Source organism: Citrobacter sp. Cpo030, assembly GCF_030333005.1.
In the GTDB taxonomy this organism is placed as follows: domain Bacteria; phylum Pseudomonadota; class Gammaproteobacteria; order Enterobacterales; family Enterobacteriaceae; genus Citrobacter; species Citrobacter portucalensis.
In genome coordinates this window covers 18,519-33,477 of sequence record NZ_JAOWGT010000071.1, presented here as the reverse complement: position 1 = coordinate 33,477, position 14,959 = coordinate 18,519, and the positions used below count along the sequence as shown (strand labels likewise).

The window sequence follows — 14,959 nt, the reverse complement described above, 5'->3', positions numbered from 1 at the left end:
GACAGCTGATAGAAACAGAAGCCACTGGAGCACCTCAAAAACACCATCATACACTAAATCAGTAAGTTGGCAGCATCACCCGGCCAGATTAGGGATAAACATTAGTTATTTTTACTACGAGGGGATAAAAGCGAGGGGCAGATCGGATCCGCCGGGGCAATCTCCCCGGCAGAGTGGTGAATTAGCGTTCGAGTTCGGAATCGATAATAGAATCCGGCAGGGGGAGTTCGGTCGGGACGTTAAGCCAGTCGGACTTACCGTAAAACACGGCGTTGATCTGCGTGTTGTAGAGCAGGTGGGTACGAAAACGGTGGAACAGCTGTTTGTCAGGCGCGAAATCCGTTTGCCAGAACTGGTTCAACGGCCCCTGCCAGGTTAAGCCTTCGATGTCATACAGCGCTTTGCCCATCACCTTGAGCGGCTTGTTGTGGATCAGCGCCGACAGCCCCGCAGTGCTGTTAACGGTGATCACCCCCCGGGTATGGGTCAGCAGGGCGGGCAGGGAGAGATCGTGGATATAGATCACCCGGTCTGTCGTAATGCCGTACTTCTCGCACAGCGTATTAATCAGCACACCATAATAGCGGTGACCACGATCCATCGGGTGATGCTTGAACACCAGATGGTGTTCTTTCGGCGCATGGCGGGCAAAGGAGCGGATCACGGTTTCGATATAGTCACGCACATCTTTATACGGGCTGTGGTGAATAATCTGGCTGTCGTTGTAGACCTGCAAAATCGCCAGGTAGTACGCGTTGTCCAGCGTTTCGGTGATATGGCTCAACATGTGGCGCTGCTTCCAGCGATACCACAGCTTACGACGGCCGGCACGGACCCAGCAGCGCATCTCATACCACGGGGAGAATGACTTGTGGTGGCGGTAGCCGCGATAGCGATGGCGACCAAACCAGCCTGCCGCGTAGTAGAGCATGGCGTGGGCGGCACGGTTAAAGGCGCTGGGCTTCCATGGCGTCGGGGTTTTCAGCTCCGGCAGCGGCTGCTCGCGATAGTATTTCGCATCGATGGGCATCGAGGAGAAGGCGTTCACGCCGCCTTTTTCCAGGGTGATATAAAATGGCCGGAAATACCCCTCCTCAAAGGCGAGAAAGTCGATGGCTTTACCGCGCGCCCACTTCTTCGCTTCGACATGCATCGGGCGGCAATCCCCGAAACAGACGATGGTGTCGAAGGCGTACTCTTTGTGCAGATCGCGCAGCCAGAAGGCAAAATTTTTCACCGGGCCGGTGTAGTGCAGCGACGTCTCTTTTGCGGCATACCAGGCGTCTCCGGCATTAAAGCAGACCTGCTTCACTTCGCGGTGGCTGTGCTGCAGCCAGGTCGCCAGACGTGCAAAGCAGGGGCCCATCGGTCCTTGTAATAAAAGATATCGGCGGCCATTTAATAAATGGCGTATGGCTTGCTCTTCCATTTCTTTTCCCAGATCCGTTCCGTTGATGAGACAGGTGATTAACGGCTTGATGACCGCTTTTCTTTAATACATCAGGATAAATCGTTCGCTAGCGAAGCGTCTGCGCGAGATAGCTCAGTTTTAACTGCCAGCGCTGCCAGCGGCTGGCTTTTTGCGATGAGGAGTGACCCTGCGCGGCCAACTGGCGTATCAACTGCTCCGGGCTCATCCACAGCCCGCTCTGCCAGTCGATATAGCGCGGATAGGCCACCAGGGTCAGATAGACCAGCGCCGCCAGTGGCAGAGGGCGCTGACGACGCGGGGCAGGATGTCTGTCTTCGGTCAGTCCCCAGCCGCTGTAGAACGGCTGGCCCCAGGTGGTGACGTTCACCCCCTGCACCAGCGCTTCAAAGCCGCTCAGCGACGTCATGGTGTGCAGCTCATCCACATGGGGATAGAGACTGGTCAGGCCGAGATCCAGCACCTGGCTGTCAACGCAGTGGGCCAGACATTCGGCAGAGATAGCCCCGGCCCGGTTGCCCGCCACCACGTCCGGGTGCGGTTTAAAGAGGATGTGCGCCTCCGGTCTGGCGTCACGTACCGCCCATAGCAGCGCTTCGTTGCTGCGGATAACCGGACTGCCGGTGAGGATCGAGGCATCGCCATCCACCTGGCCCACCACCAGCACCAGCGAACGGCCATCAGCAGGTGGGGTGAACGGTTTGATGGTGCCAACGTTATATTTGCTCACCCCATGCTGGCGGAGCAGATCCACCAGCGTCTCGCCGCGAGCCAGCTCCTGGTCGGTAAGCTCATGCTGATTTAGCAACTGCTCCAGCCCGCTTGGACGGCGGCTGTCGAAGTAGATCCCCACCGGGTCGATGGAGAGCGACGAAGGGCGGCACAGGTTTGAGCCCAGCCCCCGGGAGCGGATAAAACCATCTTCCACCCGGATGGCGTTCTGGCGTTCAGGATGGCGGCTGCCCCACACCAGCACCTGTTCGTCGTCGGCCAGCGTTTCAGGCAGCTTGCGCACAAAGCGCAGCTCTTCGGCCAGCGGCTGGCAGAAGGCGCGCATAAAGGCGCGCTTCCACAGCGAGAAGCCCACCATATAGAGGCGGCGATAGCGCGGGGCTGGGCTCTGCTGACCGGCAATAATGTCGAGCACCTGTTCCACTTCGCAGCGCTGGCCCAGGATCGGGTCCAGATAGCGCGGGTAGAGGATCAGCGCCGCAGCCACCAGCTGGGGCAGGGCGATCGGCCCCTGACGGCGCGGGCAGGTTTTGCTGTCGTGGGTCAGCCCCCAGCCCGCGTAAAACGGCATGCCGAAGCAGTGGACCGCTTTCCCGAGCAGCAGCGCTTCAAAGCCCATCTGGGAGGAGACGGTATAAACCGCCTCTACGCTATTCAGCAGGGCGTGGGGATGGCAGTGTTCGGCCACTACCTCCACGTCGTCCAGCGCCAGCCGCGCCAGCACGCCGCGCTTCTTGCCCAGCCGGGTATCCGGATGGGTACGCAGCAGCAGGCGGGCGCCGGGGTGGTTACGCCGCGCAGCGGCAACCATTTCAACAAAATCCTCTTCGCTGGCGAGCGCGCCGGGAATGGAGAGATCCCCCGCCACCTGGTCGATCAGCAGCACCTTAGGACGGGCGTCGCTGTGCAGGCGGGCGGCCAGCGCGTCGGGTAGAGCGCTGCCCGCGGCATAGCAATTGTACTTGGTGATGCCGAGGCGCAGCAGTTCGCTGGTCAGCGCTTCAGCCCGCGCCAGCAGCGCGGTATCGCACGGGGTGGCGATCTGCTGCTCAAGGCGGCTGGGCTGGCGAGCGTCGTAGTAAATGCCCACAGGATCGGCGATCAGGGAGACGGCCTTGCCGCCTCTGGCGGGGTGGCCAATATAACCGATAAAGCCATCTTCCAGCTGCCAGTACGGCAGGCCGAGGTCCTGGGCTTTCTGTTTTATTTGGCGGGTATTGGCTTTTTGGCCCCAGCCGACCAGTACATCGTCCTGCGCCAGCTGCATGCTGGATTTGAAGGCGTGTAACGGGTGACCCAGCATCGGCTCGAGCTGTGCCTTTCGGGCCAGGATCCCGGCTGAACCTGTGTAGAATTTCATGTGCGCTCTGTGCATCAGAAAACGCCCCGCGTCACTGCGGGGCGTGTGACTCAGAAGTACTCTGCGTCAGGGAAGGATTTGGCAACGCTGTCTTTGGCGGAGGTGAGGATCTCGCTGTCGATTTCCGGCCATGTAATCCCAATGGTCTCATCGTTCCAGCGGATGCCGCGGTCGCTCTCCGGCGCATAGTAGTTGGTGGTTTTGTACAGGAACTCTGCGGTGTCGCTCAGGGTCATAAAGCCGTGGGCGAAACCTTCCGGGATCCACAGCTGACGCTTGTTCTCGCCAGACAGATGCACGCCCACCCACTGACCAAAGGTCGGGGAGCTTTTACGGATATCCACCGCCACGTCGAACACTTCCCCGGCCACGCAACGCACCAGTTTGCCCTGCGCATGCGGCGCCAGCTGGTAGTGCAGACCACGTAACACGCCTTTGGAGGATTTGGAGTGGTTGTCCTGGACAAAGTTTACGCTGCGGCCAATGGCAGCTTCGAACTGCTGGTGGTTAAAGCTTTCGAAGAAGAATCCACGATCGTCCCCGAACACTTTTGGCTCAAAGATGAATACGTCGGGAATTGCGGTCTGAATTACGTTCATGATAACGGCCTGATTCGTAAATGGGGCATCACGCCCCAGGTGTTAATGGTGACTACTTGAGCATTTTCAGCAGATATTGCCCGTAAGCATTCTTCGCCAGCGGTGCAGCTAACTTGCGCACCTGCTCGGCATCGATAAACTTCAGACGGTAGGCAATCTCTTCAGGACAGGCCACTTTCAGCCCCTGACGGGTTTCAATGGTCTGAATGAAGTTGCTGGCCTCAATCAGGCTCTCGTGGGTGCCGGTATCAAGCCAGGCATAACCACGACCCATCATGGCGACCGACAGATCGCCATGCTCAAGGTAGATACGGTTCACGTCAGTGATTTCCAGCTCGCCGCGCGGGGACGGTTTCAGGCTTTTGGCAATCTCAACCACGCGGTTGTCATAGAAGTAGAGACCGGTTACCGCATAGTTGCTCTTCGGTTCCAGCGGTTTCTCTTCCAGAGAGATGGCGGTGCCCTCATGGTCGAACTCCACCACGCCATAACGCTCAGGATCGTGTACATGATAGGCAAAGACGGTGGCGCCCGCAGGTTTGGCTGCGGCGGCTTCCAGTTGTTTCTGCAGATCGTGGCCGTAGAAGATGTTATCGCCCAGCACCAGCGCGCAATCGTCGCCGCCGATAAACTCTTCGCCGAGGATAAAGGCCTGGGCCAGGCCGTCCGGGCTTGGCTGCACTTTATACTGCAGATTCAGGCCCCACTGGCTGCCGTCGCCCAGCAGTTGCTCGAAGCGCGGCGTATCCTGCGGGGTGCTGATGATCAGGATATCGCGGATACCTGCCAGCATCAGGGTGCTCAGCGGGTAGTAGATCATCGGTTTGTCGTAGATGGGCAGCAGCTGTTTACTCACCGCCATGGTGACCGGATAGAGACGAGTCCCTGACCCACCGGCCAGAATAATACCTTTACGCTTGTTCATAATCCTTCAATGCTTCTGTTTGTTTACTTTAGAGGGGGAAACGCCCCGCTCTAAGGCATGTTTGATTGCTGTAAAAGGGGGCAAAACGCCGCTCCCTGACAAAAGTCCGTGTCGCGAAAACAAGGCATGCATAGCATACCTTGGTTTGCATTTACTTCCCGAGAATTTCAGCCAGCATGCGATCCACGCCGATAGTCCAGTCCGGCAGCGTCATCCCGAAGGTGCGCTGGAACTTGCTGGTATCGAGGCGTGAGTTATGCGGACGCTTAGCCGGGGTCGGGAAGGCGCTGGTCGGAACTGCATTCACCTGGGTGACGGCCAGCTCAACGCCTGCCGCACGAGCGGTAGCGAACACCCGCTGGGCATAGTCGAACCAGGTGGTGGTGCCGGAGGCGATCAGATGATACAGCCCGGCCACTTCAGGTTTATCCTGCGCGATACGGATCGCATGAGCCGTGCAGTCGGCCAGCAGCTCTGCCCCGGTCGGCGCACCAAACTGATCGTTGATGACTGACATCTCGCTGCGCTCTTTACCAAAACGCAGCATGGTTTTAGCGAAGTTAGCGCCGCGGGCGGCATAGACCCAACTGGTGCGGAAGATCAGGTGACGGGAGCAGAGCGCAGCCGCCTGTTCCCCCGCCAGCTTGGTTTCGCCGTAGACGTTCAGCGGCGCGGTCTGGTCTGTCTCCACCCACGGCTTTTCGCCGCTGCCGTTGAAGACATAGTCGGTGGAGTAGTGCACCAGCCACGCGCCCAGCGCCTCGGCTTCTTTGGCGATAGCGGCAACGCTTGTGGCATTGAGCAGTTCGGCAAAGTCGCGCTCGCTCTCGGCTTTATCCACCGCGGTATGGGCGGCGGCGTTGACGATCACGTCCGGCTTCAGCAGACGCACGGTCTCGGCCACGCCTTTCGGGTTGCTGAAGTCACCGCAGTAATCGGTAGAGTCAAAATCTACCGCCGTAATACGACCCAGCGGCAGCAGCGCGCGCTGCAACTCCCAGCCCACTTGGCCATTTTTGCCGAACAGCAGAATATGCATCAGTTACGCTCCTGATAGTTCTTCGCGATCCAGTCCTGATAACTGCCGCTTTTCACGTTGTTGACCCACTGCTGGTTATCCAGATACCACTGCACGGTTTTACGAATGCCGGACTCGAAGGTCTCCTGCGGCTGCCAGTTCAGCTCGTGGCTCATTTTGCTGGCATCAATGGCGTAGCGACGGTCGTGGCCCGGACGGTCAGTCACGTAGGTGATCTGGTCGCGGTAAGAACCGGTTTTCGGCACCATCTCGTCGAGCAGGTCGCAGATGGTGTGAACCACGTCGAGGTTCTGCTTCTCGTTGTGGCCGCCGATATTGTAGGTTTCACCCACCACGCCGGTGGTGACCACGGTGTAGAGCGCACGGGCGTGATCTTCAACGTACAGCCAGTCGCGGATCTGATCGCCTTTGCCGTAGATCGGCAGCGCTTTACCGTCCAGCGCATTGAGGATCACCAGCGGGATCAGCTTCTCAGGGAAGTGATACGGGCCGTAGTTGTTGGAGCAGTTGGTGACGATAGTCGGCAGGCCATAGGTACGACGCCAGGCGCGCACCAGATGATCGCTGGAGGCTTTCGACGCCGAGTACGGGCTGCTTGGCGCGTACGGGGTGGTCTCGGTGAACAGCGGTAACTCGGTGCCTGCGCTCACTTCATCCGGGTGCGGCAGATCGCCATACACTTCGTCGGTGGAGATGTGGTGGAAACGAAACGCCTGCTTGCGGGCTTCATCCAGCTCGCTCCAGTAGGCGCGGGCCGCTTCCAGCAGCGTGTAGGTGCCAACGATATTGGTTTCGATAAAATCGGCCGGGCCGGTAATGGAGCGATCCACGTGGCTCTCGGCGGCCAGATGCATCACCGCATCCGGTTGATGGGTAGCGAAGACCCGATCCAGCTCCGCACGGTTGCAGATATCCACCTGCTCAAAGGCGTAGCGGTCACTTGCGGCCACGTCTGCCAACGATTCGAGGTTGCCCGCATAGGTGAGTTTATCAAGGTTGATCACCGCATCCTGCGTGTCACGGATGATATGGCGAACAACAGCAGAACCGATAAAACCGGCTCCACCGGTTACAAGGATTTTCATAAGCGTTTTTTACTTTTTCTATTGGATGAAATGGTCACCAGAACACAGTCTCTGCTATCCGTTCAGGCCGTGTTTTAGCGGCAGGCACATGGGGAAACAAGGCCTGATGCAGGTTGGGAATACGGTATTCCCGTGCTGTTCTGTTTTAACTCATTAACGAGTACGTGTATTCCTTCGCATTATTCGCCAGCGTCTGACGTTTTTGCCCGGAATTCACCAGCAGCGCCAGGGTATCGATCCACTTCTGTGGATCGTTATTCAGCAGCACGCCATTGATATTTTGCTCTATAAAGTCACTGTAGGGCGCGCAGTTGCTGTAAACCCCCACTGCGCCCATGCGAACGAAATCATAAAATTTTACCGGCCCGCGCGCCATATTAAATTCTGACGCCAGTAACGGCGCCAGACCGATATCGATTCGGTGATGCTGGGTGTAATCCAGATAGTTCTGCCAGCTCATGGGATGCAGTACCGTCACGCGCGGCAGATCGCGATAGAGCTTATAGATTTCGTGTTCGCCAAAGATTTCGAAGCTGGCCTGCGGGCACTGGGCCAGCACCCCGTCCATCACCTCACGCAGCCAGTACTTTTCGGCCTGGTGCGAGTTGGAGCCGTGATAGGCAATTTTTACCGGCCGGGTGACGGCCAGCAGACGCGGCGTGGGCTGGGCGGGCACCACATCGGGATTCAGGTGCGCATATTTGTTGGCCAGGTACGGCGTCGAGACCCAGATGGTGTCGCAGTGGGTGGTGATCCAGCGGTGCTGCGCCGCCGAGCGCCGGATGATTTTCGTCCGGTAGGCCTTGGGCAACGCCGTTAAGGCTGACGGATCGAACAGATCGTCATCCATAAAATAGACCACCTGGGAGAGGTCATCGATATTGCGCACAATCTCGCGCTGCCACTCCGTGGAGATAAAGCGAATGACCACGATGGCAGTGCCTTTATCCACTTCGATAGCCGGTGTGGTTAAGGTATCCACCAGCTGACACCGGGCGCCGGGAAAACGGCTTCTGATCGCCGCTTCAAAATAGGCCAGCGTCGGGGAATCCCCCTCATGCAGGATCAACAGCGAGCGGCACTCGGGCCAGCTGTCCTGCTGCGTCTCGCTGCTTTGCTTATTCAACTTCAGATAGGGTTTAAAGAGTGCCTTTCTGATCAGTTCGTCCATGGCAACACCACATTAGGAGTATGACTTAACGAGAAATCGGGTCGGTCGTAGCTCAGGTTGGGATTGTATGCAGGATCGTGCTTGAGCCGCTGTGCCCAGCGTTTTTTCATGTAGCGCAGCTCACCCTGGGAGCGCGCCAGCTGCTCTGGCGTGACATCTTTGCCGCGGGAGACCGACTCATGATGGTACAGCTCGGCAAAGGGGGTCCAGACGATCCGCCAGCCTGCTTCGCCGACCCGCAGACAGTAATCCACGTCGTTGAAGGACACCGGCAGATTCACCTCATCTAAGCCGTTCAGGGATAAAAAGAGCTGGCGAGGGGTGAGCAGGCAGGCCGCCGTCACCGCCGACAGCTCCTGAGCGCTCACCGCTCTGCGCTGGTAGCCAGGTTCATCGGCGGCCAGCCCGCTGTGAAAGTGATCGGCACAGCCGCCCGGCCCGACCGCGTCACCCGCATGTTGCACCCTGCCATCGCCGTAAAAGAGCCTTGCTCCGACGATCCCGACCCCCGGACGCAGCAGGTGAGAGACCATCTCATCCAGCCAAAGCGGGTTGATCACCTCGGTGTCGTTATTAAGCAGGCAGATCAGCTCGCCCGTGGCCTCGCGTACCCCGGCGTTGTTGATGGCGGAGTAGTTAAATGGATGGTCCCAGGCGATAACCCGCACCCCGTATTCCCGGTTGATATGGTCGAAATAAGCCAGGGTTTCAGGGTCGTCGCTCTGGTTATCCATCACCATGATTTCGATATTCGGATAACGGGTGAGCTGCACCAGGCTTTCAATGCACGGCCTGAGATGTGCCAGGCCATTGCGGGTGGGAATGATCACCGATACCCGCGGCAGCTCTGCCGGGAGCGGCCAGCGCCAGCGGCAGATCCCATGCGGGGCAGACTCCAGCGTCACCCCGACGGGCAGGTCCTGCAGCAGGCTTGCCAGGGTTTCATACCCGTCCTGCTGCGGCAGCGCGTCCGGGACGTGCATCAGCAGGGCAGGGATGTGCGCGATATCCTTCGGGGCGAGCCGGTGGGCCAGCTGCAACCACAGGCAATAGCTCTCGGCTCCATCCTGCGGAATGGCAGAGGTGCCCTGTTCCCGCCAGAGGCCACACCAGCCGATATAGTTCTGACTGTGCAGCAGGGTTTCGTTCCAGTCCGGCTTGAAGTCCGGCGAGTGGCGCTTGCCTTTCTCATCCAGCAGATCGTGGTCGCCGTAGATCCATTGTGCGTCCGGGGTCTGGCGCAGCTGGTGCGCCAGCCACACTAACGCGGCCGGAGCCAGTTCGGCGCCCACAGGAATGGCCCATTGCCATTCACCCTCAGGCCTGGCTGCGGCAGGCGACTGTTCCAGCACGGTAATATGCGTTGCCGGATAACAGAGCGCCGCGATACTGGCCAGCGTGCGCTGGCGTGCCGCCTCATCGCCGCCGTTCACCAGATGCAGGCAGACGCGGGGCAGGTTGCCCCAGCGGGCCAGCAGACGATCGATCAGCCGACGCTCACCGGGCTGCACGGTATCGAAATTGGCCAGCCAGTGTTCGTAGGCGTGCAACGGCCTGTCGTCGCGGATCTTGCCCACCAGATCGTAAGCCTGCTGTAAGTCGGTGAACCACAGGTGCCAGGAGAGCCCAAGACGCTTGCGTTTTTGCGCATTCAGACGCTGATAAAAAGGCCACACCCGGCGCAACCTGCGCCAGAGGCTGTTGCCCGCAGACACCTGCGCAAAGCGGGTAATATTCAGTTCGCATTCCGCCCCTTCGCTGCTGGCGAGCAGCCCCACCTGGCAGGCACCCACCGGCAGCCAGACCAGCTCCTGCAGGGTGCCGCGACGGGTAATCGGGAGGATCTGTTCATGCCAGATGCCCTGACACTGCCAGCGCAGGCGGGTTTCACCCCGCGGCTGGCGGGCACGCAGGGTGCCCTGGATCAGGAACCAGCCCGCGCGGGATAAAGAGGTGTCTGGCAGCGCCAGAGGGTGCCAGTGGTAATCGCTATGCATTAGAGGATTCACAACCCGGAAGTGGGGAAGGCCACTTCTGACTCCTGTCGAATATGGGGAAAACGTCGATTAGCCGATTAACTTTTTAACGCGGGTCGCCAGCCAGGAGTCGCTCTTCTGCGGACTCACTTCTTCTGGCAAGGCATCCAGCTGCGCCTGCAAGGCTGCCATTTCTGCTTTGACTTTCGGGGCCAGGGCGGCCGCCAGCAGGCAGGTCTCGTCGTTGCGATCGTGGGCTTTGAAATAGGCTTTGTGTTTTACGCGGTTTGCCGAGGCTGCGCTGCCGCGCAGGTGTTTACCGAGTAAGAACTCTTCCAGCGATTTGACCGCGTAATGGTTAACTCGCACGCCGTTCCAGACCACTTCGGCACTGACGCCATAACCATGTTTGGGATGTAAAACCATGTCATTGCCCAGCGCATCGATGTAGCGGCCAAAGCGAAGGTCAGCACAATGTGGGTTATGAAAATGGTTCACGCGCTCAGGTTTCACCACGCTTTTAAAGTTGTGGTGAACATTGAATTTAATAGGTGCATGGCGAGTGAAACGTTCTGTGACCAGGCCTTCCTCGGCAAAGAGTTCGCCGCTGGAGCCAAAAATGGCCCAGTTAAGGGCAATGGCGCTGACGCTTTCATCAGTAAACTGTGACGCGAAGAAATCGACGACATTTACGTCGGGCGATAAGGGCAATAAAAACTCATCGGCATCGATAAAGGCAAGCAGATCGATGTTGCGATCGCAGCTACGTAAAATGCGCTCGTAGGCCGGAAGCTGCGGTTTTTGATTTACTACATCCGGTTGATCGATAACCGTCACAATCCCCAGACGCGCCAGAGAAGCGAGCAACTCGCGGCTTCCGTCACGACTGCCATTATCTGCAATTACAAATCCATTCACACCCAAAACCCGGTGATACGCTATCCACTCAAGCAGGCCTGCAAATTCATCTTTAACGATGGCGGCAATATAGAGGTTCAAATTTTTATCCAACCGATTATCAGACCCGTGCCAGTCATTTGCAGAAACGCTGGATGCTGGCACAAGGTAATACTTATCAGGCAGGGGAGAAGTTCAGCTCAGTCAGCCAGGTAATCAAACCATCAGACTCCAGTCCAATGGTGATTTGAGACGAGAAGGGCACATTTATCCTGAAGCCACAGCCTAAGCGGGAATGATTATCCGCGGGTTCCTGCAGGATGGCAACTATTACATCAGGGCGTTTGACATTGAACGGGTAGCTATAGGTAGCGTAATCGTTCTTGATGGCGACACGTGGAGAGCGTTCGCCATCTGCCAGTAGCCAACCACAAACTTCAACGCGACCATGAGTCAGCGTTAAGGGCGCCTGGTTGGACGATGCATCAATGTTCCAGCGCAACTGCGCATTGGACGTAATCAGTGGCGTTGCAGAAAGCGTGTAACGGTTTGTCATTCGGTTTAAACACTCAGGTTATTATTAGTATTGTTAGGTTGGACGCACTACTTACATAGTAAGCGACCAAATTATAGAAAACTTTAATAATTCATAAGGCCCGATTAAAGCTCCGTTACTCGCTTAATCATGCGGAACCAGCAGTAGGTGCTTCACTGGGAGCAAAAAATGAATGCAACCCAGAGGTTGTAGGGACAGCGTTTTTTTCTTAAAAGATGATTACAAATCAGTCAGATCCGAAGAGATCTCTCGTATAGACTTTATCCGCTACGTCACCTAACTCGCTCGCCATTCTGTTGCAAAGTATCACGTCGCTAATGGCTTTGAATTCATCCAGTTCGCGAATGACGCGGGAGTTAAAAAAACTGTCTGCTTTGATGGTAGGTTCAAAGACCACCACCTCTATGCCCTTGGCTTTTATACGCTTCATAATCCCCTGAATGGCGGAAGAGCGGAAGTTATCAGAACCCGCTTTCATAACCAGACGATGGATCCCTACAACCCTAGGTTTTCTGGCGATCACGCTATCGGCGATAAAATCCTTACGGGTGGTATTAGCATCGACAATGGCGCGGATCAGGTTGTTCGGCACTTCCTGGTAGTTAGCCAATAGCTGCTTGGTGTCTTTCGGCAGGCAGTAGCCACCATAGCCAAACGAAGGGTTGTTATAGTGCGTGCCGATACGCGGATCCAGACCAATACCTTCGATAATCTGACGGCTGTCCAACCCATGAGACTGAGCGTAGGTATCCAGCTCGTTGAAATACGCGACGCGCATAGCGAGATAGGTATTAGCAAAAAGCTTAATGGCCTCGGCTTCGGTACTACCGGTCAACAGCACCTGGACATCTTTCTTGATGGCTCCTTCTTTCAGCAGATCGGCAAAACGCTGCGCACGTTCGCTGCACTCTCCAACCACGATCCGTGACGGATGAAGGTTGTCATAAAGAGCACGGCCTTCACGCAGGAACTCTGGGGAGAAAATCAGGTTATCAGTACCAAACTCCTGACGCATGCGCTCAGTAAAGCCCACCGGAATGGTGGACTTGATGACCATAACGGCATGCGGATTAATACTCATTACATCGCGGATCACGGCTTCGACGGTATTCGTGTTGAAGTAGTTAGTTTCAGGATCGTAATCAGTCGGGGTAGCAATAATGACAAATTCTGCACTTTCATAGGCTTCCAATTTATCCAGCGTGGCCCGAAGATTAAGAGGTTTGTTGGCTAAATAGTCTTCAAGCTCTTTATCGGCAATGGGGGACAGGCGCTGGTTAATCTGATTGACTTTCTCAGGTACGACATCAAGGGCAATAACCTGGTGATGTTGGGCAAGAAGTACAGCATTGGAAAGACCGACATAGCCGGTTCCAACAATAGCTATTTCCATATGTTCTCAATTTTCCAGAAGCTATAGACTTTGTATAAATACAAAAATTGTTTTTTGTTGCAATTTGCATAAACATGCCATCACATTGCTTAGGCAAAGTTGCGACGGTAAAAAGCGAATTAATATTATTCTTTCTTGCTAAGCATGAAATGAATTACATTTGATTATCAATATAATTAAGCCTCCACATCAAATCTTCGGCAGAGGTGCTATCATCACCAATATAGGCATAGTAGAATATTGTTTTCACTATAACACCTTGTCACAATTGATCTTTTCCTTTATTTTACGGTCGTTTTCAAAAAGTTCGAAAATGACACTGATCTTCCCTTTCATATTTGGGTTGGCGATTCTAATTTTAAAACCACTATCAATCCCTGCACTATTGAAAGCTTTTTGCACATCCGGTCTTTTAAGACATTCAATTGAATTTATTTGTTTCTCTTGACCATTGATAATTACCTTAATATTAACTTCTTTATTTTTTCCGAATAAATAACTCCATCCAGTCAATATTACACTTTCATTATCATATGAGAGCGTATCGACAAAACCACATATTTTACTGTTATTTTCATAACATGCCTTTAAAGATTGGACAGTATATCGGTCCCATCTTTCGAAGAAATAATGATATGCAATTTTATTCCTTGAGTATAAATCTTCCCAAGCTGGATATAGTTTTAAATTAGCATCAATGATCTTTTCTAAAATGATTTCGGGTTTTGGGCCATGCCAATGTAATATATTTATATTATTATTTTCACCCCAATAAGGTTTCCAGTTCATCTCAAGAGGTAAATTATCCCATTTACCAGCATAGAACCTACGATAGTTTTCTTGATCGCATCCTGGCCATCCTGCATTCAAATTATTTACTATAAATTTAGCAAAAGCAGGATAACTGTCACGCATGTTTTTAACATTGAGTATTAAAACCCCAGAATTTGCATCATTTATATAGTCTGTTTTAGATGTTTGTGGAGCGCATGAAAAATATTCAGGATATTCATCAAATTTTGGCAAATCCTGCATGAAGAGAACATCACAATCTGTATAGAGGACAAAATTATCCTCTTTCTCTATTAGTGGGATTTCTACACGTAAAAAAGCACCTGATGCTATGGATGCATAACCTGGGCTGGTTTTTTCTCTTTCAACTAAAGCGTCATAAAATTTTACTCGATGAAATATGATCTCAACACCTTTTTTACGAAGTGCGTCTACAAATTCATTTTCTTCACCGTCAAAAAGTAATATTGGCTTTAAATTAGTATGAATCCTTGCCGAATTTACTGCCGCGAATACCATTTCTCTCCAGCCATGATGAGCTCTATCTATTGATGCTTCACTAAGGCAAAAATACCATTTATTAATCATTACTACTCCTTAAATTGAAAAGTCTTCTCTGTTTTTAGTCAAGTTCGGGCTGTAAAATGGATCTCTTTCAAGGTAATCAGTCCATTTAGCTTTCATGAAATTGACTTCCTGGGTGAAGCGGGCAATTTTCTCTGGTGAATCTTCCGCACCACGGCTAATTGATTCGTAGTGATAAAGTTCTGCATAAGGAGTCCAGAGGTTACGATAACCCGCTTCGCGCACTTTAAGGCAAAAATCCACATCGTTGAATGCAACCTTGAGATTCTTTTCATCAAGGCCAGAAACTAAGTCAAAAATCTCTTTTCGAATCAATAAACAAGCAGCAGTTACTGCAGAATGAATCGCCACGGATAATCTAGACACTTCCGAGCCGTTGATAATACTGGTTTTCATATTCTGTCGGTGACATCTGTTCGC

The 14,959-nt window shown here is 54.3% G+C and carries 13 protein-coding genes; all 13 read right to left on the bottom strand.

Features of this window, described 5'->3' with window-relative positions:
• Positions 1-181: 181 nt before the first annotated feature.
• The gene (locus OGY37_RS17245; RefSeq protein ID WP_016236885.1) at positions 182-1,429 is read right to left on the bottom strand and encodes a capsule polysaccharide biogenesis protein; all 1,248 of its coding nucleotides are present in this window, start codon (positions 1,427-1,429) and stop codon (positions 182-184) included.
• An 88-nt stretch (positions 1,430-1,517) separates the two neighbouring features.
• The gene (locus tag OGY37_RS17240; protein ID WP_502873543.1) at positions 1,518-3,521 is read right to left on the bottom strand and encodes a capsule polysaccharide biogenesis protein; all 2,004 of its coding nucleotides are present in this window, start codon (positions 3,519-3,521) and stop codon (positions 1,518-1,520) included.
• Between the two features lie 50 nt (positions 3,522-3,571).
• Positions 3,572-4,120 (bottom strand): dTDP-4-dehydrorhamnose 3,5-epimerase, encoded by a 549-nt coding sequence (gene rfbC / locus OGY37_RS17230; RefSeq protein WP_016236887.1) that lies wholly within the window; start codon positions 4,118-4,120, stop codon positions 3,572-3,574.
• A gap of 52 nt (positions 4,121-4,172) precedes the next feature.
• The gene (gene rfbA / locus OGY37_RS17225; protein WP_016240568.1) at positions 4,173-5,045 is read right to left on the bottom strand and encodes a glucose-1-phosphate thymidylyltransferase RfbA; all 873 of its coding nucleotides are present in this window, start codon (positions 5,043-5,045) and stop codon (positions 4,173-4,175) included.
• Positions 5,046-5,196: 151 nt separating this feature from the next.
• Positions 5,197-6,084, bottom strand: a complete 888-nt coding sequence (gene rfbD / locus OGY37_RS17220) for a dTDP-4-dehydrorhamnose reductase (protein ID WP_016240569.1) — start codon at positions 6,082-6,084, stop codon at positions 5,197-5,199.
• Positions 6,084-7,169 carry a dTDP-glucose 4,6-dehydratase gene (rfbB, locus tag OGY37_RS17215; RefSeq protein ID WP_016240570.1) on the bottom strand — a complete coding sequence of 362 codons (1,086 nt, stop codon included), beginning with the start codon at positions 7,167-7,169 and terminating at the stop codon, positions 6,084-6,086. The genes rfbD and rfbB overlap by 1 nt, the downstream gene beginning before the upstream one ends.
• Positions 7,170-7,314: 145 nt before the next feature.
• The gene (locus OGY37_RS17210) at positions 7,315-8,340 is read right to left on the bottom strand and encodes a glycosyltransferase family protein (protein ID WP_286621334.1); all 1,026 of its coding nucleotides are present in this window, start codon (positions 8,338-8,340) and stop codon (positions 7,315-7,317) included.
• Positions 8,328-10,337 (bottom strand): glycosyltransferase family 2 protein, encoded by a 2,010-nt coding sequence (locus OGY37_RS17205; protein WP_286621332.1) that lies wholly within the window; start codon positions 10,335-10,337, stop codon positions 8,328-8,330. The genes OGY37_RS17210 and OGY37_RS17205 overlap by 13 nt, the downstream gene beginning before the upstream one ends.
• Before the next feature lie 69 nt (positions 10,338-10,406).
• Positions 10,407-11,315 (bottom strand): glycosyltransferase family 92 protein, encoded by a 909-nt coding sequence (locus OGY37_RS17200; protein WP_016240573.1) that lies wholly within the window; start codon positions 11,313-11,315, stop codon positions 10,407-10,409.
• Positions 11,316-11,391: 76 nt separating this feature from the next.
• On the bottom strand, positions 11,392-11,769 hold the full coding sequence (locus tag OGY37_RS17195; RefSeq protein WP_151394804.1) for a hypothetical protein: 378 nt from the start codon (positions 11,767-11,769) through the stop codon (positions 11,392-11,394).
• A gap of 226 nt (positions 11,770-11,995) precedes the next feature.
• A complete protein-coding gene (locus OGY37_RS17190; protein ID WP_096948654.1) occupies positions 11,996-13,162 on the bottom strand; it encodes a nucleotide sugar dehydrogenase in 1,167 nt (388 codons plus the stop codon).
• A 249-nt stretch (positions 13,163-13,411) separates the two neighbouring features.
• Complete coding sequence (locus OGY37_RS17185) at positions 13,412-14,542, bottom strand: glycosyltransferase family protein (protein WP_097511005.1); 1,131 nt, start codon at positions 14,540-14,542, stop codon at positions 13,412-13,414.
• 9 nt (positions 14,543-14,551) lie between these two features.
• Positions 14,552-14,959 (bottom strand): glycosyltransferase family 2 protein (locus tag OGY37_RS17180; protein WP_502873542.1); only part of this gene is annotated, 408 nt, incomplete at its 5' end.

Coding starts and splice junctions, on each gene's coding strand:
- OGY37_RS17195 (WP_151394804.1), bottom strand. CDS start 11,769: ATGACAAACCGTTACACGCTTTCTGCAACGCCACTGATTACGTCCAAT.
- OGY37_RS17185 (WP_097511005.1), bottom strand. CDS start 14,542: ATGATTAATAAATGGTATTTTTGCCTTAGTGAAGCATCAATAGATAGA.
- rfbA (WP_016240568.1), bottom strand. CDS start 5,045: ATGAACAAGCGTAAAGGTATTATTCTGGCCGGTGGGTCAGGGACTCGT.
- OGY37_RS17190 (WP_096948654.1), bottom strand. CDS start 13,162: ATGGAAATAGCTATTGTTGGAACCGGCTATGTCGGTCTTTCCAATGCT.
- OGY37_RS17210 (WP_286621334.1), bottom strand. CDS start 8,340: ATGGACGAACTGATCAGAAAGGCACTCTTTAAACCCTATCTGAAGTTG.
- rfbD (WP_016240569.1), bottom strand. CDS start 6,084: ATGCATATTCTGCTGTTCGGCAAAAATGGCCAAGTGGGCTGGGAGTTG.
- OGY37_RS17240 (WP_502873543.1), bottom strand. CDS start 3,521: ATGAAATTCTACACAGGTTCAGCCGGGATCCTGGCCCGAAAGGCACAG.
- OGY37_RS17245 (WP_016236885.1), bottom strand. CDS start 1,429: ATGGAAGAGCAAGCCATACGCCATTTATTAAATGGCCGCCGATATCTT.
- rfbC (WP_016236887.1), bottom strand. CDS start 4,120: ATGAACGTAATTCAGACCGCAATTCCCGACGTATTCATCTTTGAGCCA.
- OGY37_RS17205 (WP_286621332.1), bottom strand. CDS start 10,337: ATGCATAGCGATTACCACTGGCACCCTCTGGCGCTGCCAGACACCTCT.
- rfbB (WP_016240570.1), bottom strand. CDS start 7,169: ATGAAAATCCTTGTAACCGGTGGAGCCGGTTTTATCGGTTCTGCTGTT.